The organism is Mucilaginibacter sp., assembly GCF_039925265.1.
Taxonomy (GTDB): domain Bacteria; phylum Bacteroidota; class Bacteroidia; order Sphingobacteriales; family Sphingobacteriaceae; genus Mucilaginibacter.
Window position 1 is genome coordinate 1 of sequence record NZ_JBDSZG010000003.1, and the last position, 21,311, is coordinate 21,311.

The 21,311-nt window shown below is 42.8% G+C and carries 34 protein-coding genes; 2 read left to right on the top strand and 32 right to left on the bottom strand.

From position 1 onward, the window contains the following. Window positions 1-101 precede the first annotated feature (101 nt). From ABIX36_RS00490 to rplC, 31 genes are all read right to left on the bottom strand, one after another. Window positions 102-767, bottom strand: coding sequence for a phosphatase PAP2 family protein (locus ABIX36_RS00490; protein WP_348080223.1), 666 nt, complete (start codon window positions 765-767; stop codon window positions 102-104). 7 nt (window positions 768-774) lie between these two features. After that, window positions 775-2,511 carry a thiamine pyrophosphate-dependent enzyme gene (locus ABIX36_RS00495; protein WP_348080224.1) on the bottom strand — a complete coding sequence of 579 codons (1,737 nt, stop codon included), beginning with the start codon at window positions 2,509-2,511 and terminating at the stop codon, window positions 775-777. 151 nt (window positions 2,512-2,662) lie between these two features. Continuing rightward, the gene (gene rplQ, locus ABIX36_RS00500) at window positions 2,663-3,229 is read right to left on the bottom strand and encodes a 50S ribosomal protein L17 (protein ID WP_348080225.1); all 567 of its coding nucleotides are present in this window, start codon (window positions 3,227-3,229) and stop codon (window positions 2,663-2,665) included. Between the two features lie 132 nt (window positions 3,230-3,361). After that, complete coding sequence (locus ABIX36_RS00505) at window positions 3,362-4,354, bottom strand: DNA-directed RNA polymerase subunit alpha (protein ID WP_128532194.1); 993 nt, start codon at window positions 4,352-4,354, stop codon at window positions 3,362-3,364. Window positions 4,355-4,546: 192 nt separating this feature from the next. Continuing rightward, entirely contained in the window at window positions 4,547-5,155 is a 609-nt protein-coding gene (rpsD, locus tag ABIX36_RS00510) for a 30S ribosomal protein S4 (RefSeq protein WP_348080226.1), read from the bottom strand. 66 nt (window positions 5,156-5,221) lie between these two features. Then, window positions 5,222-5,611, bottom strand: a complete 390-nt coding sequence (gene rpsK, locus ABIX36_RS00515; RefSeq protein ID WP_191190812.1) for a 30S ribosomal protein S11 — start codon at window positions 5,609-5,611, stop codon at window positions 5,222-5,224. A gap of 133 nt (window positions 5,612-5,744) precedes the next feature. Then, entirely contained in the window at window positions 5,745-6,122 is a 378-nt protein-coding gene (gene rpsM, locus ABIX36_RS00520; RefSeq protein WP_128532200.1) for a 30S ribosomal protein S13, read from the bottom strand. Between the two features lie 72 nt (window positions 6,123-6,194). After that, the gene (gene rpmJ / locus ABIX36_RS00525; RefSeq protein WP_082855993.1) at window positions 6,195-6,311 is read right to left on the bottom strand and encodes a 50S ribosomal protein L36; all 117 of its coding nucleotides are present in this window, start codon (window positions 6,309-6,311) and stop codon (window positions 6,195-6,197) included. 8 nt (window positions 6,312-6,319) lie between these two features. Continuing rightward, window positions 6,320-6,538 carry a translation initiation factor IF-1 gene (gene infA, locus ABIX36_RS00530; protein WP_022833270.1) on the bottom strand — a complete coding sequence of 73 codons (219 nt, stop codon included), beginning with the start codon at window positions 6,536-6,538 and terminating at the stop codon, window positions 6,320-6,322. A gap of 63 nt (window positions 6,539-6,601) precedes the next feature. Continuing rightward, window positions 6,602-7,393, bottom strand: a complete 792-nt coding sequence (gene map, locus ABIX36_RS00535) for a type I methionyl aminopeptidase (protein ID WP_348080227.1) — start codon at window positions 7,391-7,393, stop codon at window positions 6,602-6,604. Between the two features lie 8 nt (window positions 7,394-7,401). Continuing rightward, on the bottom strand, window positions 7,402-8,745 hold the full coding sequence (secY, locus tag ABIX36_RS00540) for a preprotein translocase subunit SecY (RefSeq protein ID WP_348080228.1): 1,344 nt from the start codon (window positions 8,743-8,745) through the stop codon (window positions 7,402-7,404). 6 nt (window positions 8,746-8,751) lie between these two features. After that, window positions 8,752-9,198 carry a 50S ribosomal protein L15 gene (rplO, locus tag ABIX36_RS00545; protein WP_128532206.1) on the bottom strand — a complete coding sequence of 149 codons (447 nt, stop codon included), beginning with the start codon at window positions 9,196-9,198 and terminating at the stop codon, window positions 8,752-8,754. Between the two features lie 4 nt (window positions 9,199-9,202). After that, on the bottom strand, window positions 9,203-9,382 hold the full coding sequence (gene rpmD / locus ABIX36_RS00550) for a 50S ribosomal protein L30 (RefSeq protein ID WP_067190124.1): 180 nt from the start codon (window positions 9,380-9,382) through the stop codon (window positions 9,203-9,205). Between the two features lie 6 nt (window positions 9,383-9,388). Next, window positions 9,389-9,907 (bottom strand): 30S ribosomal protein S5, encoded by a 519-nt coding sequence (gene rpsE, locus ABIX36_RS00555; RefSeq protein ID WP_348080229.1) that lies wholly within the window; start codon window positions 9,905-9,907, stop codon window positions 9,389-9,391. A gap of 12 nt (window positions 9,908-9,919) precedes the next feature. Beyond that, on the bottom strand, window positions 9,920-10,267 hold the full coding sequence (rplR, locus tag ABIX36_RS00560) for a 50S ribosomal protein L18 (protein WP_191190818.1): 348 nt from the start codon (window positions 10,265-10,267) through the stop codon (window positions 9,920-9,922). Between the two features lie 5 nt (window positions 10,268-10,272). Beyond that, entirely contained in the window at window positions 10,273-10,830 is a 558-nt protein-coding gene (gene rplF / locus ABIX36_RS00565) for a 50S ribosomal protein L6 (protein WP_348080230.1), read from the bottom strand. 17 nt (window positions 10,831-10,847) lie between these two features. Next, on the bottom strand, window positions 10,848-11,249 hold the full coding sequence (gene rpsH / locus ABIX36_RS00570; protein ID WP_348080246.1) for a 30S ribosomal protein S8: 402 nt from the start codon (window positions 11,247-11,249) through the stop codon (window positions 10,848-10,850). 148 nt (window positions 11,250-11,397) lie between these two features. Further along, entirely contained in the window at window positions 11,398-11,667 is a 270-nt protein-coding gene (gene rpsN / locus ABIX36_RS00575; RefSeq protein WP_128532217.1) for a 30S ribosomal protein S14, read from the bottom strand. Continuing rightward, entirely contained in the window at window positions 11,660-12,229 is a 570-nt protein-coding gene (gene rplE, locus ABIX36_RS00580) for a 50S ribosomal protein L5 (RefSeq protein ID WP_128532219.1), read from the bottom strand. The genes rpsN and rplE overlap by 8 nt, the downstream gene beginning before the upstream one ends. Next, window positions 12,229-12,570 carry a 50S ribosomal protein L24 gene (gene rplX / locus ABIX36_RS00585; protein WP_128532221.1) on the bottom strand — a complete coding sequence of 114 codons (342 nt, stop codon included), beginning with the start codon at window positions 12,568-12,570 and terminating at the stop codon, window positions 12,229-12,231. Before rplX ends, rplE begins: the two co-directional genes overlap by 1 nt. Before the next feature lies 1 nt (window position 12,571). Then, a complete protein-coding gene (rplN, locus tag ABIX36_RS00590) occupies window positions 12,572-12,940 on the bottom strand; it encodes a 50S ribosomal protein L14 (protein ID WP_067059744.1) in 369 nt (122 codons plus the stop codon). 1 nt (window position 12,941) lies between these two features. Then, the gene (rpsQ, locus tag ABIX36_RS00595; RefSeq protein WP_067059745.1) at window positions 12,942-13,196 is read right to left on the bottom strand and encodes a 30S ribosomal protein S17; all 255 of its coding nucleotides are present in this window, start codon (window positions 13,194-13,196) and stop codon (window positions 12,942-12,944) included. A gap of 20 nt (window positions 13,197-13,216) precedes the next feature. Further along, window positions 13,217-13,420: a 50S ribosomal protein L29 gene (gene rpmC / locus ABIX36_RS00600; RefSeq protein ID WP_348080231.1), complete on the bottom strand. Its 204-nt coding sequence runs from the start codon at window positions 13,418-13,420 to the stop codon at window positions 13,217-13,219. A 123-nt stretch (window positions 13,421-13,543) separates the two neighbouring features. Further along, window positions 13,544-13,966, bottom strand: a complete 423-nt coding sequence (gene rplP, locus ABIX36_RS00605; RefSeq protein ID WP_121245915.1) for a 50S ribosomal protein L16 — start codon at window positions 13,964-13,966, stop codon at window positions 13,544-13,546. A 51-nt stretch (window positions 13,967-14,017) separates the two neighbouring features. Further along, complete coding sequence (gene rpsC / locus ABIX36_RS00610) at window positions 14,018-14,911, bottom strand: 30S ribosomal protein S3 (protein WP_128532224.1); 894 nt, start codon at window positions 14,909-14,911, stop codon at window positions 14,018-14,020. A 6-nt stretch (window positions 14,912-14,917) separates the two neighbouring features. Then, on the bottom strand, window positions 14,918-15,346 hold the full coding sequence (gene rplV, locus ABIX36_RS00615) for a 50S ribosomal protein L22 (protein ID WP_348080232.1): 429 nt from the start codon (window positions 15,344-15,346) through the stop codon (window positions 14,918-14,920). A 6-nt stretch (window positions 15,347-15,352) separates the two neighbouring features. After that, entirely contained in the window at window positions 15,353-15,619 is a 267-nt protein-coding gene (gene rpsS, locus ABIX36_RS00620; protein ID WP_067059750.1) for a 30S ribosomal protein S19, read from the bottom strand. 2 nt (window positions 15,620-15,621) lie between these two features. After that, entirely contained in the window at window positions 15,622-16,449 is an 828-nt protein-coding gene (gene rplB / locus ABIX36_RS00625) for a 50S ribosomal protein L2 (RefSeq protein ID WP_348080233.1), read from the bottom strand. Window positions 16,450-16,456: 7 nt separating this feature from the next. Further along, window positions 16,457-16,747, bottom strand: coding sequence for a 50S ribosomal protein L23 (gene rplW, locus ABIX36_RS00630; protein ID WP_128532230.1), 291 nt, complete (start codon window positions 16,745-16,747; stop codon window positions 16,457-16,459). A 1-nt stretch (window position 16,748) separates the two neighbouring features. Continuing rightward, a complete protein-coding gene (gene rplD, locus ABIX36_RS00635; protein WP_348080234.1) occupies window positions 16,749-17,381 on the bottom strand; it encodes a 50S ribosomal protein L4 in 633 nt (210 codons plus the stop codon). 1 nt (window position 17,382) lies between these two features. After that, window positions 17,383-18,000, bottom strand: a complete 618-nt coding sequence (gene rplC, locus ABIX36_RS00640; protein WP_128533048.1) for a 50S ribosomal protein L3 — start codon at window positions 17,998-18,000, stop codon at window positions 17,383-17,385. 327 nt (window positions 18,001-18,327) lie between these two features. Here rplC and ABIX36_RS00645 point away from each other — a divergent pair, with 327 nt between their 5' ends. After that, window positions 18,328-18,981, top strand: a complete 654-nt coding sequence (locus ABIX36_RS00645; protein ID WP_348080235.1) for an energy transducer TonB — start codon at window positions 18,328-18,330, stop codon at window positions 18,979-18,981. 172 nt (window positions 18,982-19,153) lie between these two features. Then, window positions 19,154-19,903 (top strand): DUF535 family protein, encoded by a 750-nt coding sequence (locus ABIX36_RS00650; RefSeq protein ID WP_348080236.1) that lies wholly within the window; start codon window positions 19,154-19,156, stop codon window positions 19,901-19,903. Here ABIX36_RS00650 and ABIX36_RS00655 read toward each other — a convergent pair whose 3' ends face one another. Beyond that, window positions 19,904-21,160, bottom strand: a complete 1,257-nt coding sequence (locus ABIX36_RS00655) for a prephenate dehydrogenase (protein ID WP_348080237.1) — start codon at window positions 21,158-21,160, stop codon at window positions 19,904-19,906. Window positions 21,161-21,311: the final 151 nt, after the last annotated feature.

Here is a 21,311-nt window from a genome sequence, read left to right on the forward strand (position 1 = left end):
TGAGTAGTGAGTAGTGAGTAGTGAGTAGTGAGTAGTGAGTAGTGAGTAGTGAAAATTTTTCTTTTTGAGATTGGTTTCACATACTTAATATAAGTAGCAATTTATTTAGTTTCCGGATGCGGGGCTTCTTCTGTTTTGGCCGGTTTACGCAGGTAGAGCCAGGAGAGCAGGTACAGGCAAAGCACGCCCAGCAGAAAACCGCCCATTACATCGGTAAACCAATGGGCACCCAGGTAAATACGGGAAAACGGTATAGCAAAGATCATGAAAAGGCTAAACGCGATTACAAACCATCTTAATAATTTGGGGATATCCTCCAGCTGGTACATTAATACCACCAAAAAGCCGAAGAACACTACATAGAACAGTACGTGCCCGCTGGGAAAACTTTGCTGCGTGGTTTTAAGCACAATACGTACTACATCATCTGAGGGGCGGGGCCTGTTTACCAATGCTTTTACAACGGTGCTAACCAACCCTGCGAGCATGGTTAACATTACAAACACAGCCGCTTTTTTATACCTGAACAAGAAAAGCACAAGGCTGGTGCATACGATCATGATCGGCGACTCGGGCATGTAGCCGGGTACACTGATGAGGTACATCGCCGTATCCAAAAACTTATTCTGATGCTCCTGCACTTCTTCGGAAAACTCCAAATCAATAAACGATGTTGGGTACAGTGTCACCAAAATAGTAAGCGCCACAAAACCTATGCTGATGATGAGCAGTACCAATAACAATATGCGCTGCCTTCTTTTATTCATTTTCCTATTATATCAAGTCCTTTAAATGTTTGTAATTAGCTTTAACGGTATCCAGCACCTCGTCCATACGGCCGTTAAGCATTAGCTTGGTCATGGATAGGGCCATTCCTTTTACCTGTCCCAGTTCAATCTTTGGCGGCATGGCCAGGGCGTTAGGGTCGGTAAAAATATTTACCAACGCTGGGCCATCATACATCAGCGCTTCGCGGAGCGCCTGTTTTGCGTCCTCCGGGTCTTTAACCGTGATTCCTTTTATACCCATTGCTTTGGCTACCATGGCAAAATCGGGGTTGTGCATTTCGGTTTGCCAATCGGGCAGCCCGGCCACTTCCATTTCCAGTTTCACCATCCCTAAGGATCGGTTGTTAAACACAATGATCTTCACCGGCAGGTTGTATTGAGTGATGGTCGCCAGATCGCCCAGCAACATGGATAGGCCACCATCGCCGCAAAGGGCTATTACCTGCCTGCCCGGACAAGCCAATGCAGCGCCGATAGCCTGTGGCATTGCATTCGCCATAGAGCCATGGTTGAACGAGCCGATCATTTTCCGCTTACCTGTAGCATTGATATACCGCGAACCCCATACGCAGCTCATGCCGGTATCCACGGTAAATATAGCATCATTGGTGGCCAATTCATCAATCAAACTGGCAATGTATTCGGGGTGGATCTTTTCTTTTTTGCCCATGTCGTCCACGTAGATCTTCATGTTCTCCTTTACTCCGGCGTACAGCTCGAGCTGGGCTTTTAAAAAGCTATCGTCGGTATTTTGGGTGACGAGCGGCAACAAAGCGGTAAGCGTATCTTTCACATCCCCGCAAAGCCCTACTTCTACTTTGGCGCGGCGGCCAATGCGCTCGGGTTTTATATCTACCTGCACTATTTTGCAATCTGTCGGCATAAAAGGCGTGTATGGAAAATCTGTACCCAGCAATAACAGCAGGTCGCTCTCGTGCATACTATGATAGGCAGATGGAAGGCCTAAGAGCCCCGTCATGCCCACTTCGTTGGGGTTATCGTATTGGATATCCATCTTAGCACGGAACGAGTAAGCAACCGTGGAATTAAGCCGCTGCGATAGCTGCACCACTTCATCATGTGCCTCTGCGGCACCTATGCCGCAAAATATGGTTATCTTTTTGTGATGATTAAGTAATCCTGCCAGTTGTGTCAAATCCTCATCTGAGGGACGGATAAGGGGCCGCGAGTTAAAATTGGCCGTAGCTGTAGTAATTTCCACTGCGTCCATGCTGGTGAGATCTCCGGGCAGCCCTATTACGGCAACACCTTTACGGTTAAGGGCAGCTTGTATCCCCGCCTGCAGCATCCGGGGGAACTGCTTGGCTGTGGTTGCTACCTGGTTGTAGTAGCTGCAATCGTCAAATAGTTTCAGGGTGTTTGTTTCCTGGAAATACTCGGTGCCGTACTCAAAACTGGGTATGGTAGATGCTATAGCAATAACGGCTGCACCGGAGCGGTGTGCATCGTATAGTCCGTTTATGAGGTGTACATGGCCGGGGCCGCTGCTGCCCGCGCAACAGGCAAGCGTTCCGGTTATCTGTGCCTCTGCTCCTGCTGCGTACGCGCCTGCTTCCTCATGTCTTACGTGGATCCACTGGATGCTGCCTTCGCGCCTTACGGCGTCGTTCACTTCGTTTAAACTGTCGCCGGTTACGGCATAGATCCTTTTGATACCTGCGTTCACAAGCATGTTTACCAGCTGGTCTGCTACGTTTGCCATAGGTTTTCGTTAATTATATTAAGTTAACCTGATTAAGTGGCGTGGGTTTTAAATATTAGTAATTAGCCTATTTAGCGGGACGGTAATTTATTATAAACAAAAACGGCTCCCGATACATCGGAAGCCGTTTTCATTATCTGTAAAAAGCTAATTATTCGCCTTTTTCTGCGTTTTCTTCGTTAGCAGCTGGTGCCTTTGGTGCTTCTTCTACAACCGGTGCAGCTTCAGCTACAGGAGCTTCAGCAACTGGTGCCTCTGCAACCGGTGCTACTTCGATAGGTGCTTTTGCTTTTGAAGCACCACCACGGCGACGTGTTGTTTTCTTCTCAGCTTTAGCCTCTACGTCTTTACCGTAAACAGTATTGTAATCAACAAGCTCGATGATGGCCATTTCAGCGTTATCGCCTAAACGGTTCTCTAACTTAACAATACGAGTGTAACCACCCGGGCGGTTAGCAATTTTCTCAGCAATTTCACGGAACAGGATGTTCGTTGTGTCTTTGTCTTGCAAATAGCTAAATACGGTACGGCGTGAGTGCGTAGTATCGTTTTTTGATTTTGTTAATAATGGTTCAACGTAACCACGTAAAGCTTTTGCTTTAGCTAAGGTTGTTGTAATACGCTTGTGTAAGATAAGCGAAGATGCCATGTTCGACATCATCGCTTTGCGATGGCTGTTCGTGCGGCCTAAATGGTTTAATTTTTTTCCGTGTCTCATTGTATTGTTAATTTGTGCACGTGCATACCGTTGGGCGACTTTGTTTAATCAAGCCCGCGGAATTATGCCCTCGCCTATTGTAAATAAAAAGTGGTACGTTTAACGTATTACGTTCTACGTACCACCTAAAAATTATTCTTCGTCTAACTTAAATTTAGCCAGGTTCATGCCAAAAGATAAGCCTTTTGATTTAACCAGGTCCTGAATTTCAGTTAATGATTTTTTACCAAAGTTTCTGAATTTCAGCATGTCAGCTACATCGTAAGAAACTAAATCGGCAAGGCTGCGGATATCAGCAGCTTTTAAGCAATTCAAAGCACGTACGCTCAGGTCCAGATCAACCAATTCGGTTTTAAGGATCTTACGCATGTGAAGAATTTCTTCGTCAACTTCTTTAGTTTCTTCTTTAGCCTGAGCCTCTAACATCATGTTCTCATCAGAGAACAGCATAAAGTGCTGGATAAGAATTTTAGCAGCTTGTTTCAAAGCATCCTCTGGATGAATTGAACCATCGGTAGAAATATCAAGGATCAATTTTTCGTAATCCGTTTTTTGTTCTACACGGTAGTTTTCAAGCGTGTATTTTACGTTCTTTATCGGGGTGAAGATAGAATCGATAGCTATCACACCTACGTTTGCGTCAGGGTTTTTGTTTTCCTCGTTAGAGATGTAACCACGGCCTTTAGCAACTGTAAGCTCAACTTCAAGCGTTACCGATGAATCCATATTACAAATAACAAGATCAGGGTTCAACACTGTAAAGTTGTTTGAAAACTTAGTGACGTCGCCCGCTTTAAAAGCATCCTGACCGTTAATGATCACAAATATCTTCTCATTATCGCCCGATTCACCTGTCTTTTTAAAACGAACTTGTTTTAAGTTCAGGATGATCTCGGTAACATCTTCAACCACACCTTTAATGGTCGAAAACTCATGCATTACGCCAGAAATACGAACTGATGTAATAGCATAACCTTCTAACGAAGAAAGTAAGATACGACGCAGAGCATTACCAATGGTTACACCGAAGCCTGGTTCTAACGGACGAAACTCAAACGTGCCATCAAAATCATTTGATTTCTGCATGATAACCTTGTCTGGTTTTTGAAATGCTAAAATTGCCATTTATATCTTTTGTTTATTGTTTGTTTGATAATAGATTTGAGATGTGAGATATGAGATGTGGGAAAAACCGCACTCTCAACATATCTGTTGATCCAAACCGCCTATAATTGTAATTGTTATAAACTGAAAATCGAGATATGGGATTTGCGAACTTAATCTCAAATCTCATATCTCCAATCTCATATCTAATTCTTATTTTGAGTACAACTCCACAATAAGGTTTTCCTTAATGTTTTCTGGTATCTCATCGCGGTTAGGGTAGTTTAAAAACTTGCCTGTTAATTCGGCAGCGTTCCATTCCAACCAGCTGTATTTGTTTATTTTGCGGCCAGCAACTGAATTAGTGATGGCTTCCAATGTTTTTGATTTTTCGCGTACTGCGATAACGTCACCTGCCCTTAAAGCGTAAGAAGCGATGTTTACAACGTTACCGTTTACGGTGATGTGTTTGTGACCAACTAATTGGCGCGCACCAGAACGTGTAGGAGCGATACCTAAACGGTAAACCGCGTTATCTAAACGTGCTTCCAGGAATTTCAACAGGTTTTCACCGGTGATACCCTCTTTAGCTGATGCGGTGTGGAATAAGTTTTCGAACTGACGCTCTAATACGCCGTAAGTGTATTTAACTTTTTGTTTTTCCATCAACTGTACCGCGTACTCAGATTGCTTTCCTCTTCTTTTAGAAGCGCCATGCATTCCGGGTGGGTAGTTTTTTCTTTCCAACGCTTTATCCGGACCGAAGATCGGCTCGCGGAACCTACGCGCAATTTTTGATTTAGGGCCTGTATATCTTGCCATTATTTGTGTGTTTTAAAGTATCAAACAGCCTGTAGCTGTCGAATCTTAGCTTTAAAAATTAGTGAATTAAACTCTTCTTCTTTTAGATGGACGGCAACCGTTGTGCGGAAGCGGGGTAATGTCCTTAATAGTAGTAACTTCGATACCTGTTGTTTGCAGGGTACGGATAGCGCTTTCGCGACCGGAACCCGGGCCTTTAACAAATACTTCTACTTTACGTAAACCTAAGTCGTAAGCAGCTTTACCGCAATCGGCAGCAGCCTGCCCGGCAGCGTAAGGGGTGTTCTTTTTAGAACCTTTAAAACCCATTTTACCAGCTGATGACCATGAAATTGCCTGGCCGGTTTTGTTGGTAAGGGTGATAATGATGTTGTTAAAAGTTGCATTGATGTGTGCTTCGCCTACAGACTCTACAACTACAATGCGTTTTTTGGTAACTTTTTTGCTTTTAGCCATTTTCTTAATTATTGAGTTAGTGAATTACTGAATTAGTGATTTCTAATTCGGACCCACCCAACCGTTTTTTATAATTTTATATTCCTGGCAAGCTTAAAGTATCACTACTCACAACTCACCAATCAACTATTTACTATTTAGTAGCTTTCTTTTTGTTAGCAACTGTTTTACGTTTTCCTTTACGGGTACGTGAGTTGTTTTTAGTACGCTGACCACGTAATGGTAAACCTTTACGGTGACGGGTACCACGGTAGCAACCAATATCCATTAAACGTTTGATGTTCAATTGAACTTCTGAACGTAGTGAGCCTTCAACTTTGATCTGATCGTTGATGATGGTACGGATAGCAGTTAACTGATCATCAGACCAGTCCTGTACTTTCACGCTCTCATCAATTTCAGCTTGTTTCAAGATATCTTCAGCTGTAGAGCGTCCGATTCCGTAGATGTAGGTTAAACCTATAACACCTCTTTTATTCTTTGGTAAATCAATACCTGAGATCCTTGCCATATTTTTTGTTTGTGTTTTAACGTAATACCGAACGGCGGGCCACCGTTGTACGGACTATTACAAATTCCTTAATTATCCCTGACGCTGTTTGAATTTCGGGTTCTTTTTGTTTATCACGTAAAGTTTCCCGTTACGGCGGATGATCTTGCAATCAACGCTGCGCTTTTTAATGGATGCTCTAACTTTCATCTCGTTGTTTATTTATATCTGTAGGTTATTCTTCCTTTGGTTAAATCATACGGGCTCATCTCCAGTTTCACCCTGTCGCCAGGAAGAATTTTGATGTAGTGCATACGCATTTTGCCCGATATGTGCGCAATAATCTCGTGACCGTTTTCCAGTTCAACTCTAAACATCGCGTTAGATAACGCTTCGCGAATTGTACCATCTTGCTCAATCGAGGATTGTTTTGCCATATTTTACTGATTATTACTTAATTATCTGCCCCCAAAACGGGATGCAAAATTAATAAAAATATTTTAATTATTATTTTTATTTTTCAAAACTTCATCAATGTATGAAAACGTTGATAAAATATCCGGTTGGCCCTTTTTTACAGCTACCGTGTGCTCATAATGTGCCGATGGTTTCTTATCACTTGTAGATACTGTCCATCCATCGTCCCAAAATTTAACACCGGCACGGCCCGCGTTTATCATCGGCTCAATAGCAATCACCATTCCTTCTTCCAGTTTGATGCCTGCGCCACGTTTACCGTAGTTAGGCACTTCCGGCTTTTCGTGCAGGCGTGTACCTACTCCGTGGCCAACAAGTTCCTTCACCACACCAAAACCGTTCTTCTCCGCGTGTTCCTGTACCGCGTAGCCTATATCGCCAATGCGCATACCTACTACAGCCTTTGCAACACCGAGGTCTAAACATTCACGGGTTACGCGCATTAGCTTTTTGGTAGCCTCTGGTACTTCGCCAATAGCAAAGGTGAAGGCCGAATCGCCAAAGAACTTGTTTAGTATAACGCCACAATCCACAGATACCAGGTCGCCTTCAACCAAAGGTTTTTTGCTTGGGAAACCGTGTACCACCTGATCGTTAAGCGAAATGCATAAGGAGTAAGGGAAGCCGTTGTAATTTAAAAATGCCGGAACCCCACCATTATCACGGATAAAGGTTTCGGCAAGTTTATTTAATTCGAGGGTAGTAACACCGGGGCCTATAACTTTAGCTATTTCCCCGTGTGTTTTGGAAACAAGTAAAGAACTTTCTCTTATCAGTTCTATTTCTTCAATAGACTTATAAATGATCTTAGACATGTTTTAATTTAGATAGCCGTGGGCGTAGTACCTACAGCAGCCGGAACGCCTGAGCGCCCTTTGATCCTGCCGGTCTTCATCAACCCATCGTAATGACGCATTAATAAGTGGCTTTCAATCTGTTGTAACGTATCTAACACAACCCCTACAAGGATAATAAGCGATGTACCGCCAAAGAACCTTGCAAATAAGCTGCTTACCCCTACCATGCTGGCCAGCGCCGGTATAATAGCTACGATGGCCAAAAAGATAGAACCCGGTAATGTAATTTTTGATATAACCTCATCTATAAAGGTAGTGGTAGCATTACCTGGTGCAACACCTGGTATAAAGCCGCCGTTCTTCTTCATATCATCGCTCATTTGCTTAGGGTTAACCGTAATAGCTGTATAGAAATACGTGAACAGGATGATTAGTATACCAAATACAAGGTTATGTTCCCATGAGTTGTAGTTTGATAAAGCGATCAATATTCCGTTTGATGCAGCGTTAGGGAAAAACTGTGCAACGGTAGCAGGGATAAACATTAATGCCTGGGCAAAAATGATTGGCATAACACCCGCAGCATTTACCTTTAAAGGTATATACTGGCGCACACCGCCATATTGTTTGTTACCTACAATACGTTTTGCGTATTGTACAGCAATTTTACGTACACCCTGTACTATGAGGATGGTAAACATTACCACACCCAACAGCGCTACAATTTCTACAATGAAGGTAATTAAACCACCCGGTCCGCTGATGCGTGATTGAAACTCTGTAGCGAAAGCTGCAGGCAGCTGCGCTATAATACCCACCATGATGATTAATGAGATACCGTTACCAATACCTTTATCGGTGATCTTTTCTCCCAGCCACATTACAAATAAAGTACCTGCGGTTAATACGAATGTGTTCAGCACAATAAAATAAGGGTTGCCAATAAGCATAGCATCGGCACTTACCTGAGATTTCAGATAACCGATAGCCTGCAAAGCGGTGATACCTATGGTTAGGTAACGGGTCCACTGGTTTAGCTTATTACGGCCGCTTTCACCCTCTTTTTGTAATTTGGTGAAGTATGGCACTGCTATACCTAAAAGTTGCACTACGATAGATGCAGATATGTAAGGCATTACACCTAATGCAAAGATGGACGAACGTGAGAACGAACCTCCTGCAAACATATTAAGCAAGCCTACCAGGCCTTCTTTAGCTTTAGCATTATCAAGGGTAGCCGCGTTTACACCCGGCAATACGATAAACGAGCCAACACGATATATCAAAAGAAATAAGAGTGTGTTTGTTATACGCACTCTTAGATCCTCAATTTTCCAAATATTGGATAATGTGGTGAAAAATTTCTTCATCGAAAATTATAACTTTACAATAGTTCCGCCGGCTGCTTCAATAGCTTTTTGTGCAGTAGCAGTAAATGCATGTGCAGTAACTTCTAACTTGGCTTTTAGTTCGCCACGGCCAAGGATCTTAACCAGGCCGTTTTTAGACACCAAACCATGTTCTTTCAAGGTATCAAAGTTAACTGTAGATAACGAATATTTTTCAGTTAAAGCTTGTAATACATCGAGGTTTACACCAACATACTCAACACGGTTAAGGCTTTTGAAACCTACCTTAGGCACGCGGCGTTGTAATGGCATCTGGCCACCTTCAAAACCTATCTTAGTAGATGTACCTGAACGTGAACCGGCACCTTTATGGCCACGGGTTGATGTACCGCCACGGCCACTACCTGTACCACGGCCAATTCTTTTTCTATTTTTAGTAGAACCTTCTGCAGGTTTAAGATTACTTAAATTCATGATATTAAATATTTTCTACTGCTACCAGGTGGTTCACTTTCCGAACCATACCGATGATAGCCGCAGTGGCTTCAACTTCCACGCTGTGGTTAATTTTTTTAAGGCCCAAAGCCTCAACAGTTCTTTTCTGGCGCTCGCTTCTGTCGATAACGCTTTTGATCTGTGTTATTTTAATTTTCGACATGACTGATTATCCGTTAAATACTTTACCTAAACTGATACCGCGCTGTTGAGCTACTGTGTGCGCATCGCGTAATTGCGATAATGCAGATACGGTTGCTTTAACCACGTTGTGCGGGTTTGATGATCCTTTTGATTTTGCCAATACGTTGTGTATACCGGCACTCTCCAATACAGCGCGCATTGCACCACCGGCTATAACACCGGTACCGTTTGCTGCTGGTTTGATGAATACAAAACCACCGCTGAATTTACCAATTTGCTCATGTGGGATAGTGTTGTTGATAATTGGAACCTTTACTAAGTTCTTTTTAGCATCATCAATACCTTTAGCAATTGCTTCGGTAACTTCTTTTGCTTTACCAAGGCCGTAACCTACTACACCTTGCTCATCACCTACCACTACGATAGCAGAAAAGCTGAATGTACGGCCACCTTTTGTTACTTTGGCTACACGTTGTATGCTTACCAGGCGATCTTTTAATTCGATCTCGCTGGTTTTTACTCTTTTTATGTTGATTGTTGACATTTCCTGTTTCGATTAAAAGTTTAAACCACCTTCACGTGCACCTTCTGCCAGTGATTTAACACGGCCGTGGTACAAGTAACCATTCCTGTCAAACACTACATCTTTAATACCTGCAGCGATAGCTTTTTCGGCTACCAGTTTACCTACAGCTACTGATTGATCTGACTTAGTAGAACCGCTTGCAACAAAATCTTTCGATAATGAAGATGCTGATACTAAGGTTTTGCCACTAACGTCGTCAATAATTTGAGCGTAGATGCCTTTGTTGCTTCTGAATACAGATAAGCGAGGGCGTGCTGTTGATCCTGAAAGGCGTTTACGAATGCCTTTTTTAATCCTGTCTCTTCTTGATAATTTCATGGCGCTTATTTTTTAGATGCTGATTTACCTGCTTTTCTTCTCAATACTTCGCCAACAAACTTGATACCTTTACCTTTGTAAGGCTCTGGCGTACGTAACGAGCGGATCTTCGCTGCTACCTGGCCAATCAATTGTTTATCGTTAGATTCCAGGATGATGGTTGGGTTTTTACCCTTATCAGCAGTGGTTGTAACTTTAATTTCCTGTGGTAACTCGAATACGTAGTGGTGAGAATAACCCAACACTAAATCTAAAGTATTACCTGTGTTTGTTGCACGGTAACCTACACCCACCAATTCCTGGCGAATTGTGTAGCCTTCTGTTACGCCAACAACCATGTTGTTTAATAACGAGCGGTACAAACCGTGTAACGCTTTGTGGCGTTTCTGATCTGACGGGCGTTTAACCAGTAACTGGCCATCTTCCTGCTCTATAATGATATCTCTATCAACTGCCTGTTGCAATTCGCCTTTGGGGCCTTTTACGGTAACTACATTATCTGCAGATACTGTAATAGTAACGCCGGCTGTGATTGCTATAGGTGCTTTTCCTATTCTTGACATTGCTTAATTTCCTCCTATTAATAAACGTAGCATAAAACTTCGCCACCCACATTTTGTGTACGAGCTTCTTTATCGGTCATTACACCTTTAGAAGTCGATAAGATAGCGATACCTAAACCATTTAACACACGCGGCATGGTGTCCATACCAGCGTATTTCCTCAAACCTGGTTTACTAATACGAGAAATGCTGCGGATAGCAGAGATCTTAGTTATAGGGTGATACTTCAAAGCAACTTTGATGCTGCCCTGAGGACCGTTATCCTCAAACTTAAAATTAGCAATGTAACCTTTTTCGAAAAGCACTTTAGTGATTTCCTTTTTCAGATTTGATGCAGGAATTTCAACAACCCGGTGGTTGGCTTTAATAGCATTCCTTACTCTTGTAAGATAATCTGCGATTGGATCTGTATTCATTATTGTTGTTTATGATAGTGGTTTCCTTCCGGTAACATCCCGGGCGACCTTCTATCGGTTAAATTCTAAAAATTTAGAGCCGCGAAATTACAAAAAATTCAAAACATATTTACTATGTTTTGAATTTTCCAGTAGCTCTAAGTATTTTTGCTTACCAGCTTGCTTTTTTAACACCCGGAATTTTACCGGCCAGTGCCATATCACGGAATGTAACACGTGATATACCGAACTGACGCATGTAACCGCGTGGACGGCCGGTTAGCTTGCAACGGTTGTGCAATTTTACCGGTGATGATGCTTTAGGCAGCTTATCTAAGCCCTGAAAATCACCAGCTGCTTTTAATGCAGCTCTTTTTTCAGCATATTTTGCTACTAATTTGGCACGTTTTACTTCGCGTGCTTTTACGCCTTCTTTAGCCATTGTTTACTGGTGTTTGATTTTTAAATGGTAAACCAAATTGCTTTAGTAACTCTAATGCTTCAACATCGTTGGTAGCAGAGGTTACAAAGGTAATATCCATACCTTGTATTTTATTGATCTTATCGATGTTTATCTCCGGGAAGATGATCTGCTCGGTAATACCTAAAGTATAGTTACCGCGGCCATCAAAACCTTTATCGTTAATACCTTTGAAATCACGGATACGTGGCAAAGCTACAGAGATCAAACGATCTAAAAACTCATACATTGTATTATCGCGCAGGGTAACACGTACGCCAATTGGCATGTTTTTACGCAATTTAAAGTTTGAGATATCTTTTTTAGATTTTGAAGATACTGCTTGCTGGCCGGTAATGGTGGTTAACTCGGTGATGGTGTTCTCGATCAATTTCTTATCGGTAGTAGCACCGCCAACGCCCTGGTTAATTGCTATTTTAAGCAATTTAGGTACCTGCATTACGCTTTTGTACTGAAATTTATCCTTCAGTGCAACGCGAACATCGTCCTTATATTTGGTTTTTAACCTTGGTACGTAAGTCATTATTTAATTTCCTCCCCTGATTTTTTAGAAACCCTAACCAATTTGCCGGCATCGTTTAATTTACGGCCAACACGGGTAGTTTTTCCGGTTTTTGGTTCAACCAGCGCCAGGTTTGAGATGTGTATAGCAGCTTCCTGCTTTACTATCCCGCCATTAGGGTTGGCTGCATTAGGCTTAGTGTGTTTAGATACCATGTTGGCACCTTCTACAATAGCCCTGTTTTTTTCAATTATTACTTCAACAATTTTACCTTGTGAACCTTTTGAGTCACCGGCTATAACCTTCACTAAATCGCCCTTACGGATCTTTAACTTAGCTGGTTTTGTGATTTTCTTTTCCATATTATAATACCTCCGGTGCTAATGATACAATTTTCATAAATTGTTTTTCACGTAGTTCCCTTGCAACAGGGCCGAATATACGTGTGCCCCTTGGCTCATCCTGGTTGTTTAATAACACAGCTGCGTTATCATCAAAGCGGATGTACGAACCATCTTTCCTGCGGATCTCTTTCTTGGTTCTTACCACTACGGCTTTAGATACAGTACCTTTTTTAACGTTACCTGATGGGATAGCGCTTTTTACGGTTACTACGATCTTATCACCGATAGATGCATATCTTTTACCGGTACCGCCCAATACGCGTATCACTAAAACTTCTTTAGCTCCGCTGTTATCGGCTACATTTAATCTTGATTCCTGCTGTACCATGTTATTTAGCCCTCTCTAAAATTTGAACTAATCTCCAGTTTTTGTTTTTGCTCAGCGGGCGTGTTTCCATAATCAATACGGTATCGCCAACACCACAGGTGTTTGTCTCATCGTGAGCCATAAATTTGGTAGTTTTCTTTACGAATTTACCATAGATGGGGTGCTTCACCTTCCGCTCTACAGCAACTACAATAGATTTTTCCATCTTATTGCTTACTACCAGGCCGGTACGTGTTTTTCTTAAATTTCTTTCCATTGTTTTCCGACGCTTAAAAATTAATTAGAAGCTGACGCCGCTTTACGCTTTGTTATTTCAGTATTTAAACGAGCAATATCCTTGCGCACTTTAGTGATACGGGTTGGATTTTCAATAGCCGAAACCGCGTGAGCGAATTTCAATTTAGTCAATTGACCTTTTTCCTCGCTGAGCTTTGCTGCTAATTCTTCAGCTGATAGCTCTATTAATTCTGAGTTCTTCATTTTCTTTATTGTTTGTTGTAATGTGTTGAAGAAGTTGTAAAAGTTGTAGTAGTTGTAAAGGTTAGCTCTTCGTGTTTATTACAACTTTTGCAACTCTTTATAACATTTCCAACATCCTCGAATTTATGCCTCTACGTAATCTCTACGTGTTACAAATCTGGTTTGCACCGGTAATTTTTGTGCAGCAAGGCGCAAGGCCTCTTTGGCAACCTCTAAAGGCACACCTTCTGCTTCAAATATCATTCTGCCCGGGCGTACAACTGCAACCCAATACTCGGGTGCACCTTTACCTTTACCCATACGTACCTCTGCTGGTTTTTTGGTTACAGGCTTGTCAGGAAATATCCTGATCCATACCTGGCCTTCACGTTTCATGAAACGTGTTACAGCAATACGTGCAGCCTCGATCTGGCGGCTGGTGATCCAGGCTGCTTCGAGTGATTTTATACCGAAAGATCCGAATGAAAGCTCGGTGCCACGACTGGCTAACCCTTTCATCCTGCCTTTTTGCATCTTTCTGAACTTCGTTCTTTTTGGCTGTAGCATTTTATTAAGCTTTTATATCCTCACGGATATTTCTGTTCTTTCTAATTATTATTATCTCCTTGGGCCACCTGGGCGGTTACCGCCACCGCCACCTTGTCCACCTGGACGGTTACCACCTGGGCCACCCGGGCGGCTGTTACCAGCGCCTGGTCCACCTCTGCGGTCACCACCTGGGCCTGGTTTACGATCGCCACGGCGTTCGCCGCCACGTTCGCCACCTCTTGCACCATCACGTCCACCGAAACCGGCTGAACCTTCTGGGCGGCCACCTTTACCGCTTGCGCTGCTTGTACCGCCAATGTTCGGAGATAAATCGCGTTTGCCGTAAACTTCACCTTTACAGATCCAAACCTTAACACCTATTTTGCCATAGGTAGTTAATGCTTCTGCTAAAGCGTAATCGATATCGGCACGGAAAGTATGCAAAGGAATTCTTCCTTCTTTGTATTGTTCTGTACGAGCCATCTCAGCACCGCCTAAACGGCCGCTTGTCATCACTTTAATACCTTCGGCACCCATTCTCATGGTAGAAGCTATTGTAGTTTTCATGGCACGACGGAACGATATACGTGCTTCAAGTTGTTTAGCAATACCTTCGGCAACTAACTGAGCATCAAGCTCAGGGCGTTTTATTTCGAAGATGTTGATCTGAACATCTTTTTTGGTTAATTTTTTTAACTCTTCTTTGATCTTATCAACCTCAGCGCCGCCTTTACCAATTACAATACCCGGACGGGCAGTGTGGATAGTTACAGTGATGCGTTTTAAAGTACGTTCTATAACAACTTTAGATACACCACCTTTATTGATACGAGCTGATAAGTATTTGCGGATCTTTTCGTCTTCAACTAATTTGTCGGCATAGTGATTTCCACCGAACCAATTAGAATCCCAACCGCGGATGATCCCTAACCTGTTACCTATTGGATGTGCTTTTTGTCCCATTTCAAATTAGTTGTTATCGTTTTTACTATCCACAATCAGTGTTACATGGTTAGAGCGTTTGCGTATACGGAAACCCCTTCCCTGCGGAGCCGGGCGTAACCTTTTTAACTGACGGCCACCACCTACTGATACCTCTTTTACTATTAAGTTGCTATCTTCAACACGTTTGCCTTCGTTTTTTGCTTCCCAGTTTTTGATGGCTGATAACAAAAGTTTCTCTACACGTATTGCAGCTTCTTTATTGGTAAATTTTAAAATGTATAACGCTTTCTCAACGTTTACACCGCGGATCAGGTCAACCACCAAACGCATTTTGCGGGGTGAAGTTGGGCAGTTCTGTAGCTTAGCAACCGAAGAGCCACCCACAATGAGTTTCGCAGCTTCTTTTTGTTGCCTGATCTGTACAGACCTTTTAATTTTTGTTGTTGCTTCCATTGCCTGTTATTTTTTCTTTTCTGCGTGACCGCGGAACGTGCGGGTTGGAGCAAATTCGCCCAACTTGTGACCAACCATGTTTTCTGTTACGTACACAGGGATAAATTTATTACCGTTGTGTACTGCGAATGTATGACCAACGAAATCAGGAGAGATCATGCTACGGCGCGACCATGTTTTTACAACTGATTTTTTACTTGCATCATTCAAGGTCAGAACTTTTCTTTCCAGGTTATGATCTATGTAAGGTCCTTTTTTAATTGAACGTGCCATTATTATTTCTTCCTTCTTTCAATGATATAACGATCTGACCCTTTTTTCTTGTCACGAGTTTTGTAGCCTTTAGCTAACAAACCTTTACGTGAACGTGGATGACCACCCGAAGAGCGACCTTCACCACCACCCATAGGGTGATCTACCGGGTTCATGGCAACACCACGAACTCTTGGGCGACGACCTAACCAACGTTTGCGGCCAGCTTTACCTAACACTGCGTTTGCTTTCTCGCCGTTTGAAACGGTACCGATAGTTGCCAAACAAGTTGACAGTATCATACGGGTTTCGCCAGAAGGCAATTTGATGATGGCATATTTACCATCACGTGCTGATAACTGAGCGTAAGTACCGGCGCTGCGGGCAATAATACCACCCTGGCCAGGGTTTAACTCAATATTGTGGATGATAGAACCTAACGGGATGTTTTTCAAAGGCATGGTATTACCAACCTCTGGTGCAGCACCTTCGCCAGATACAACTACCGTTCCAACTGTTAAGCCTTCCGGAGCTATCATGTATCGTTTTTCACCATCAACAAAATGTAACAGGGCTATACGTGCAGATCTGTTTGGATCGTACTCAATAGTTGCAACTTTTGCAGGAATGTCAAACTTGTTACGTTTGAAATCAATTAATCTGTATGCTTGTTTATGGCCACCACCAAGGTAGCGCATAGTCATTTTACCGCTGTGGTTACGACCACCCGACCTTGTGTTGGCTGATACAACCAACGACTTTTCAGGAACGTTTGTTGTAATATCTGAGTTAGATACATCAATCCTGAAACGGGTACCCGGCGTAACCGGTTTAAATCTCTTTACTGCCATTTTCGTATTATATATTGCTGTAAAAATCTATTGTTTCACCATCTTTCAGCGTAATGATGGCCTTTTTATAAGCAGCAGCGCGGCCTGTTACGGCACCTGCCTTAGTGTTGCGGCTTTTAAGCTTGCCCATGTATTTCATTGTGTTAACTGCTGTAATGTTAACACCATACATAGCCTCAATAGCGCCTTTGATCTGAATTTTGTTGGCTCTTGGATCAACCTTGAAAGCATAGCGATTAAGCTTCTCAGTTAATTGAGTTATCTTTTCAGTAAGTAAGGGTTTCTTTAAAATTTCCATATTACTTAGCTAATGCTTCCTCCAAAGTTTTAACAGCGCCTGTAGTAAGGATTAGTTTACCAGCGTTTAACACATCATAAGTGTTAAGCTGCTCAACTGAAATTACCTTAGTTTTCTTCAGGTTTCTGCTTGATAAATAAACGTTGTTGTTTTCTGCACCTGCAAGTACTAATAACGTTTTGTCGTTAGTTACGTTCAGGTCAGCTTCCATTTGGATGTATGTTTTGGTTTTAACAGCGTCAAAGCTGAAATCTTCCAATACCAAAATGTTGTTATCTTTTGCTTTGTATGATAAAGCTGATACACGTGCTAATGATTTAAGCTTTTTGTTCAGCTTAAAGCTATAATCACGCGGCTGCGGACCGAAAACACGACCACCACCATTAAACAATGGTGATTTGATGCTACCTGCACGGGCGCCGCCTGTACCTTTTTGTTTATGTAATTTGCGGGTACTACCTGCAATTTCATTACGTTGTTTTGATTTGTGCGTACCTTGGCGCTGGTTAGCTAAGAACTGCTTTACATCTAAGTAAATAGCATGATCGTTAGGTTCTACACCGAATACGGACTCAGGCAGTTGCACCTTGGCTCCTGTTTCTTTACCTGATAGATTTAATACGTTGATTTCCATCTTATTTATCCAATATTACGAATGAACCCTTAGCTCCTGGGATGGAACCCTTAACTACGATTAGGTTTTGCTCGCTAAATACTTTAACCACTTGAAGGTTTTGTACTTTAACACGAACGTTACCCATTTGACCAGCCATACGCATACCTTTAAATACACGTGAAGGCCAAGAAGAAGCTCCTAATGAACCTGGTGCACGTAAACGATTGTGCTGACCGTGAGTTTGCATACCCACACCGCTAAAACCGTGACGTTTTACCACACCCTGAAACCCTTTACCTTTTGAAGTACCAACTACATCAACAAAATCACCGGCAGCAAAAATATCTACGGTAACGGTGTCACCAAGATTTTTTTCGTCCGTGAAAGTTTTGAATTCTACAAGCTTACGCTTAGGAGTAGTGCCGGCTTTTTCAAAATGGCCTTTTAGGGGTCCGGAAGTGTTTTTTTCCTTCTTTTCGCCATACGCTAACTGAACAGCAGCGTATCCGTCTGTATCCACAGACCTGACCTGAGTTACTACGCAAGGGCCAGCTTCGATTACAGTGCAGGGAATGTTTTTCCCTGTTTCATCGAAAATGCTGGTCATTCCTACTTTTTTACCAATTATTCCTGACATTTTCTTTATTTTATTTGTGCCCATCGAAGCAGTAGGGCTTCGTTCAAGGCATATTATTTCCCCCTTAAGGGACGGCAAAGATAGGAATTTTGTATTAATTGTCAAATACTTAACAAGTTATTTTTAAATAATTATTTGTACTTGCCAAAAAGATGTTGGAATGGATATATCAACACCTTAATTCTTCTCATTTTCAATCACATTTGACCTTGCTTTAAGCATTGCCAAAGTTGTTAGCGCGCAAAACTTCGGTCGCCCCGGCAAAAACCATCCGCCCAAATTTCGGCGCGATATTGAAAAAGTTACGGAAGTTTTTATCTTCACCGTATGAAGCGCCTTTACCCCTTATTAGCACTTTTAATTGTTGCAAAATTTTCCGCCGCGCAGGTGGCTCCGGATACCACTAAAAAAACGCCTCCAACGGTAACAGAATTGCCAAAAGACAAGCAGGTTTTCACCGCGATAGAACAAGCCCCTCAATACCCGGGAGGCTCGAAAGCGTTTGGCGACTATATTAGCCGCAACCTTAAATACCCGGATGTTGCCCGCTTAATAGGTATAGATGGCCGCCTGATGATGACCTTTATTGTAGAACGCGATGGCAGGATCAGCAGCGCTACTCCTGTTAACTGCATAGGCGCAGGCTGCGAAGCGGAAGCGGTGAAGGTGTTACAGGAATCAAAACCCTGGATGCCCGGGATACAAAACAGCAGGCCGGTTAGGGTACAATATTCTATCCCCATTAATTTTTCGGTAGAAAAAGGCAAGGTAAACATGAAGGATTTGAGCTCATCCGACTATGGCTTTGTATTTAATATAAAGGGCAAGCTTTATACACTTGATGAGGCTAAGGGCATTTTAGGAAAATCCTTCCAATCAGACCAGGTAAAAATTGCCGAGCCTTTTTATAATGTAGATAACGACGCAAAGTTTCTGATGCCCGATAAAAAGGAAGTATATGTGGTAAAGATGAAAGATTAGCTATATTAGACACCCAAAGCACCACCATGGTTTGTATATCCCCCGTTCGGCACTGTGAGGAGACAAGATGAGAATAAGCTGGAGAATCAGAATTGGGCTAACGTTGATTCATCATCTTTTCCTTACCGGAAACACAGCTACAAATATTAAATTATTTGCAAAGTTGTTTAATATGTTTCGCCCGTTGAGGAGGGCCGGGTTAGTAAAACGCGGGACTATACTAAGCTACCTTTCTGTTTTTTTATCGCGCTCGTTGAGTACCCGCCAAAAGCTGGAGATATCCACCCACCACTACGCCTTCCTGCAAGCCGTTTTTTCTGCGGAGCAACTTAGCGCTTTATTTAATGAAGGAATAGAATTTTATGCAGAACAGAACAGCAGCGACCTACTCAACATCTTGTTGGTGCATAGCCCTGCCTATATCTACGAGGGGCCTTGTGCGTTAACTTTTAATGTAAATGGCACCGAATACGCCAGGATATCATTTATGATGGCACCCGGCTACCTTTTCGGGCTGGACGATCTGAGCGTTTTTTATATCTCCTGTATGCAAAAGAAACACTCTGAAGAAGGCACCAGCAAAATTACGCATGTAAACAGCATCCATCCCGTTACTACACTATTAAAGGTATTAAAAGCCTTTGGCTCGGCGCACGGTATAGATAAGAGTATAGCAGTAGCAGCCGAAAACCAGTTATCTTATATCCCCGGTCGTGAGGATTATGACTATTTTTTTAGCCTGTACGATGATTTTTGGCTATCAAAAGGTGGCTCGGTGCTGGGTACAGATTATTTGTTGCCTTTCCCCTTAGTGCAAAAGCCCATATTGGATATCAAACAAACGCATCGCAACCGCATCCGTAAAAAGCGGACTAAATTGCAGCAAATACACAATGCGGTTTATAACAGGTTTAAGCACTAACTACTCCATCAGCCGCCGTATCAACTCCGCGCTTTGCTTATTGCCTTCTTCCAGCCTGCCCTGGAAAAACGCCTGCACTTCGTTAAAATGCTTTTTGTAGCCTTCCATATCACCGTAACCAATTATGGCGCTCCACTCCCGCACCGCGGAATGAAACTCCAGATCATCGCCCCGGATCGTTTTATCGTACAGCGCGGTTTTTATCGATTCCTCCAGCAGCTCTTCGTTCTTAAACAAATACTCGGCAATGCCCAGCCTTAAGCGGAAAGGGGGCGTTTGGCAAATGAGGTTATCATAAGGGTTTACACCCAGGTGGTACCAGGCATCAACCATACTTAATATACTAAGGTGCGAGTTTGGCTTTTGGTGCCCGGCATCCTTAGCCAGCGAAAACTCCTGCATTATCTTATCATTAAACATAATAGGCTTGCGGCTCTCATGGAAAACAAAATCGCGCGCTTTGTAAAGCCGCTCGCGAAATGCGCCCTCCTCCTCTTTGATCATCAGCTTAAATAGTTCCGATTCGGAATTGGCATACTGTTTCACCTGCAGCCTGGCATAGGGGTTTAAAATAGCCAGCCCGGCATACACGTGTGCCTTATAACTAAAAATGCGCAGGGTGGTTAAAATCTTCACATTATCTATCCCCCCCGCATAGGATGCATTCTCCCAGGGAAAAAACCCGGCAGCCTTCCAGGCGGTGCCCATACTTTCGAAACCTACGTGGGTTACTGCCTGCGTATCGGCCACAATTTTATCGTGTTCGTGGAAGTCGGCTATTTCAACGATGTCGGTCTCAACCGCGGTAAAAAGATCCAGCATCCTTTGGTACGAGTCGCCTTCGTATCGGTGTGGTATCAATATCAATTTTTGCCCTTTTGGCTGAAAGCCCGGCCCATGCATGGCATGGAAGGTGATGATCTGCGCGTCGGCCGGCAGGTACTTTTCAAAAACCGCTATCTCCGGGTGCTTTACAGAAGTTTGCCCGGCTACAATAGCGCCATATTTTGTAGACGGGCCGCATTGGGCAACCACCTGCTCCAGCTTATCGGCCTCTACCGAATAGATGATGAGGTCGCTTACGCGGGATACGTCCTTGCCATCGTCCATTAGTTTTATTCCTAAAGGATCCAGTTCCTGTTCTAACTTTTCGCGGTTGGCGGGCAGGTCGCAGCCGCAAACGGTGTAGCCTGCTTTTGCAAAAGCTTTAGCGTATAAACGCCCCATATCGCCCAAACCAATAAAACCTATATGCATGTTGTAAATAAAAGGCCTAATATAGGCTTTTGCTAATTACACACAATTATCAAAAAATTGCATCTTTTTTATATTTTTAAGAAGTGAAATTTACATATCAGGCAAAACAGGCGCGCCCCAGCTAAATAATACCTTAAAATTAATTTTACGA

Excerpts from the sequence above, each read along its gene's own strand:
- ABIX36_RS00490 (WP_348080223.1), bottom strand. The coding sequence starts at position 767 with ATGAATAAAAGAAGGCAGCGCATATTGTTATTGGTACTGCTCATCATC.
- ABIX36_RS00495 (WP_348080224.1), bottom strand. The coding sequence starts at position 2,511 with ATGGCAAACGTAGCAGACCAGCTGGTAAACATGCTTGTGAACGCAGGT.
- rplQ (WP_348080225.1), bottom strand. The coding sequence starts at position 3,229 with ATGAGACACGGAAAAAAATTAAACCATTTAGGCCGCACGAACAGCCAT.
- ABIX36_RS00505 (WP_128532194.1), bottom strand. The coding sequence starts at position 4,354 with ATGGCAATTTTAGCATTTCAAAAACCAGACAAGGTTATCATGCAGAAA.
- rpsD (WP_348080226.1), bottom strand. The coding sequence starts at position 5,155 with ATGGCAAGATATACAGGCCCTAAATCAAAAATTGCGCGTAGGTTCCGC.
- rpsK (WP_191190812.1), bottom strand. The coding sequence starts at position 5,611 with ATGGCTAAAAGCAAAAAAGTTACCAAAAAACGCATTGTAGTTGTAGAG.
- rpsM (WP_128532200.1), bottom strand. The coding sequence starts at position 6,122 with ATGGCAAGGATCTCAGGTATTGATTTACCAAAGAATAAAAGAGGTGTT.
- rpmJ (WP_082855993.1), bottom strand. The coding sequence starts at position 6,311 with ATGAAAGTTAGAGCATCCATTAAAAAGCGCAGCGTTGATTGCAAGATC.
- infA (WP_022833270.1), bottom strand. The coding sequence starts at position 6,538 with ATGGCAAAACAATCCTCGATTGAGCAAGATGGTACAATTCGCGAAGCG.
- map (WP_348080227.1), bottom strand. The coding sequence starts at position 7,393 with ATGTCTAAGATCATTTATAAGTCTATTGAAGAAATAGAACTGATAAGA.
- secY (WP_348080228.1), bottom strand. The coding sequence starts at position 8,745 with ATGAAGAAATTTTTCACCACATTATCCAATATTTGGAAAATTGAGGAT.
- rplO (WP_128532206.1), bottom strand. The coding sequence starts at position 9,198 with ATGAATTTAAGTAATCTTAAACCTGCAGAAGGTTCTACTAAAAATAGA.
- rpmD (WP_067190124.1), bottom strand. The coding sequence starts at position 9,382 with ATGTCGAAAATTAAAATAACACAGATCAAAAGCGTTATCGACAGAAGC.
- rpsE (WP_348080229.1), bottom strand. The coding sequence starts at position 9,907 with ATGTCAACAATCAACATAAAAAGAGTAAAAACCAGCGAGATCGAATTA.
- rplR (WP_191190818.1), bottom strand. The coding sequence starts at position 10,267 with ATGAAATTATCAAGAAGAGACAGGATTAAAAAAGGCATTCGTAAACGC.
- rplF (WP_348080230.1), bottom strand. The coding sequence starts at position 10,830 with ATGTCAAGAATAGGAAAAGCACCTATAGCAATCACAGCCGGCGTTACT.
- rpsN (WP_128532217.1), bottom strand. The coding sequence starts at position 11,667 with ATGGCTAAAGAAGGCGTAAAAGCACGCGAAGTAAAACGTGCCAAATTA.
- rplE (WP_128532219.1), bottom strand. The coding sequence starts at position 12,229 with ATGACTTACGTACCAAGGTTAAAAACCAAATATAAGGACGATGTTCGC.
- rplX (WP_128532221.1), bottom strand. The coding sequence starts at position 12,570 with ATGGAAAAGAAAATCACAAAACCAGCTAAGTTAAAGATCCGTAAGGGC.
- rplN (WP_067059744.1), bottom strand. The coding sequence starts at position 12,940 with ATGGTACAGCAGGAATCAAGATTAAATGTAGCCGATAACAGCGGAGCT.
- rpsQ (WP_067059745.1), bottom strand. The coding sequence starts at position 13,196 with ATGGAAAGAAATTTAAGAAAAACACGTACCGGCCTGGTAGTAAGCAAT.
- rpmC (WP_348080231.1), bottom strand. The coding sequence starts at position 13,420 with ATGAAGAACTCAGAATTAATAGAGCTATCAGCTGAAGAATTAGCAGCA.
- rplP (WP_121245915.1), bottom strand. The coding sequence starts at position 13,966 with ATGCTACAGCCAAAAAGAACGAAGTTCAGAAAGATGCAAAAAGGCAGG.
- rpsC (WP_128532224.1), bottom strand. The coding sequence starts at position 14,911 with ATGGGACAAAAAGCACATCCAATAGGTAACAGGTTAGGGATCATCCGC.
- rplV (WP_348080232.1), bottom strand. The coding sequence starts at position 15,346 with ATGGAAGCAACAACAAAAATTAAAAGGTCTGTACAGATCAGGCAACAA.
- rpsS (WP_067059750.1), bottom strand. The coding sequence starts at position 15,619 with ATGGCACGTTCAATTAAAAAAGGACCTTACATAGATCATAACCTGGAA.
- rplB (WP_348080233.1), bottom strand. The coding sequence starts at position 16,449 with ATGGCAGTAAAGAGATTTAAACCGGTTACGCCGGGTACCCGTTTCAGG.
- rplW (WP_128532230.1), bottom strand. The coding sequence starts at position 16,747 with ATGGAAATTTTAAAGAAACCCTTACTTACTGAAAAGATAACTCAATTA.
- rplD (WP_348080234.1), bottom strand. The coding sequence starts at position 17,381 with ATGGAAATCAACGTATTAAATCTATCAGGTAAAGAAACAGGAGCCAAG.
- rplC (WP_128533048.1), bottom strand. The coding sequence starts at position 18,000 with ATGTCAGGAATAATTGGTAAAAAAGTAGGAATGACCAGCATTTTCGAT.
- ABIX36_RS00645 (WP_348080235.1), top strand. The coding sequence starts at position 18,328 with ATGAAGCGCCTTTACCCCTTATTAGCACTTTTAATTGTTGCAAAATTT.
- ABIX36_RS00650 (WP_348080236.1), top strand. The coding sequence starts at position 19,154 with ATGTTTCGCCCGTTGAGGAGGGCCGGGTTAGTAAAACGCGGGACTATA.
- ABIX36_RS00655 (WP_348080237.1), bottom strand. The coding sequence starts at position 21,160 with ATGCATATAGGTTTTATTGGTTTGGGCGATATGGGGCGTTTATACGCT.